The sequence below is a fragment of the Mycobacterium sp. genome (genome assembly GCF_050701675.1).
Lineage (GTDB): Bacteria > Actinomycetota > Actinomycetes > Mycobacteriales > Mycobacteriaceae > Mycobacterium.
Genome location: NZ_JBOGDD010001167.1, coordinates 1 through 1631, shown reverse-complemented (window position 1 = coordinate 1631; position 1631 = coordinate 1). Strand labels below are relative to the sequence as shown.

At 69.5% G+C, this 1631-nt stretch carries 2 protein-coding genes; both read left to right on the top strand.

All coding sequences use genetic code 11. From position 1 onward, the window contains the following. A partial coding sequence (locus ACRDUX_RS36145; protein WP_526421549.1) for an SDR family oxidoreductase occupies positions 1–208 on the top strand: 208 nt, incomplete at its 5' end. 72 nt (positions 209–280) lie between these two features. Next, positions 281–1558: a helix-turn-helix domain-containing protein gene (locus tag ACRDUX_RS36140; RefSeq protein ID WP_526421547.1), complete on the top strand. Its 1278-nt coding sequence runs from the start codon at positions 281–283 to the stop codon at positions 1556–1558. Positions 1559–1631 lie beyond the last annotated feature (73 nt).

Sequence of the window (1631 nt, the reverse complement as noted above, 5' to 3'; positions counted from 1 at the left end):
CATGTGGGTGGAGATCGACAAGCGGTTCGCCGAACTGACGGGCGCGGCAGAGGGCGAGACGTACGACAAGTTCGTTGGCGGCATCGCCCTCGGTCGTGCCGAGACGCCCGACGACGTGGCCGGCTTCGTCTCGTACCTGGCGGGCCCCGACGCCGACTACATGACCGGGCAGGCTGGACTGATCGACGGGGGGCTCGTCTTCCGATGAGCGCTTGCGCGAAGAGCAAGATCTCTGCGCGCTGATGGCGTTCGACTGTGATCGGGAGCACAATCGGCAGTGATGCAAGTACCAACCGTTCCCGAACCGGCCGTCGCGGTCGGCGAGGACCCGCGTCACTACGCCCGGCTGATGTCGGCGGTGTACGACGCGACGATGGCGGGCACCAGGGCGCCTGCACGTCCGCGCGCGGTGATCCAGGACTCCTGGCAGCGGATGATGGCCAACGGCATCGCCCCCGACCGTCTCGCGGCCCCCGTGGTGGAGCTCGCAGGTCTCGAGATGCTCCGGCGGTCCTCCGGTCTGCTTGCGGTTCTCGACGAGGTGTCGCGCAACCTCGAATCGCTGATCGCCGAGGGGGACAACATCCTCGTCATCGCCGACGCGCGGGGTCGGGTGCTCTGGCGCAGCGGCTCGGCGTCGGTGCTCAACCACGCCGACCGGCTCGGCTTCATCGAGGGCGCGCACTGGGGTGAGAACGCCGTCGGCACCAACGCCATCGGAACCGCTCTGGCCTCGAACCGGGCGGTGCAGGTGTTCTCCGCCGAGCATTACCAGCGCAGCCACCACCCGTGGACGTGTGCCGGTGCGCCGATCAAGGACCCGCGGACCGGGCAGGTCATCGGAGTCGTCGACGTCTCGGGTCCCGCGGCCACCGTGCACCCGACGACGGTGGCACTGGTCGACGTGGTCGCCCGGCTCGCGGAGTCACGGCTGCGCGAACAACACGACCGCACGCTGAACCGGTTGCGGTCGGTGGCTGCGCCCATTCTGGCCAGGGTCGACGCGCCCGCGCTCGCGGTCGATCACGACGGCTGGGTGGCGGCGGTGGACTCCCTGCCGCTGCACAACAGGATCCTGCTGCCGGAGCAGACCGGGCCGGGGCGCGCGTGGATACCGCCGCTTGGCATGTGCGAGGTCGAGCTGCTGCCCGGCGGCTGGCTGGTACGGCCCATCGGCGACGACGCCACTCCCGGTCTCTCCCGCGTGACGCTCGACCTTCGCGATTCGACAGCGCCGTCACTCGAGATGGTTGGTCAGTTCGGCTGCTGGCGCAGGAACATCTCGCCGCGGCACGCCGAGATCCTGCTCATCCTCGCCACGAACCGCGACGGTCGCTCGGCCCCTGAGCTCGCCGACGACCTGTACGGCGACCGGTCCCGTGTGGTCACCGTGCGGGCCGAGATGTCGCGCCTGCGAAAGCAATTCGCCGGCCTGGTGCAGGGTCGCCCGTATCGCTTCCCGCCGTCGGCGGTCATCGACGTCTGCTACCCGCCGGACACGGCCGCACTGCTGGCCGCCTCGACCGCGCCGGCCATCCGGGCGTTGCGCCTCCGCTGAACGGCCCTACCTTCTCGCCGAAATAGCATTCCCTGTCGTTGAGGCTCGCGCTCAACGACAGGGAATGCTATTT